At 59.2% G+C, this 885-nt stretch carries 1 pseudogene; it reads left to right on the top strand.

The annotated features are described in order from the left end of the window. Nucleotides 1–885: pseudogene (gene secA, locus N2041_RS14430) on the top strand (preprotein translocase subunit SecA); the annotation flags it as partial.

Genomic DNA, 885 nt, shown 5'->3' with positions numbered 1-885 from the left:
CCGTAAAGATGAGCTCTATCGCCTCTATGCCGAACGCAGCGACCGCATCCACATCGTCACGCAACTGCTCAGAGCCTACTCGCTCTACGAACGCGACGTCGAGTACGTCGTCCAGGACAACAAAATCAAAATCGTCGACGAATTCACCGGTCGCATTCTCGAAGGCAGACGCTACTCGGACGGATTGCACCAAGCGATCGAAGCAAAAGAAGGCGTCCACGTCGAGCGCGATACCCAAACATATGCGACCATCACGATCCAGAACTACTTCCGCCTCTACCGCAAGCTCGCGGGGATGACCGGCACTGCAGAGACCGAAGCAGCCGAGTTCTACCAAATCTACAAGCTCGACGTCGTCGTCATCCCGACTAACAAGCCCGTCATCCGCAAGGATTACGACGACCTCATCTACCGCACCAAGCGCGAGAAGTACAACGCCGTCATCGAGGAAATTCAAAAGCAGCTTGCGGCAGGGCGTGCGATTCTTGTCGGTACAACGAGCGTCGAGACCAGCGAGGTGCTCTCGAAGATGCTTCGCCGCGTCGGGATTCCGCATAACGTGCTCAACGCCAAGCACCACGAACGCGAAGCAGAAATCATCGCGCAGGCAGGGCGGAAAGGTGCAGTCACGATCGCCACCAACATGGCCGGGCGCGGCACCGACATTAAGCTCGACGACGAGGTCCGCGCCAACGGCGGACTCTGCATCATCGGCACCGAGCGGCACGAAGCACGCCGCATTGACCGCCAGCTCCGCGGTCGCGCCGGCCGGCAGGGCGATCCCGGCTCGTCGCAGTTTTTCATTTCGCTTGAAGACGACTTGATGCGGCTCTTCGGCGGGGAACGCATCACCTCGCTTCTCCAGCGGCTCAAGGTTGATCTCAA

Origin of the sequence: Tepidiforma sp., from assembly GCF_026419595.1 — a bacterium.
Taxonomy (GTDB): domain Bacteria; phylum Chloroflexota; class Dehalococcoidia; order Tepidiformales; family Tepidiformaceae; genus Tepidiforma.
Note: the sequence above shows the minus strand (reverse complement) of the source record. Positions and strands in the feature narration are given on the sequence as shown.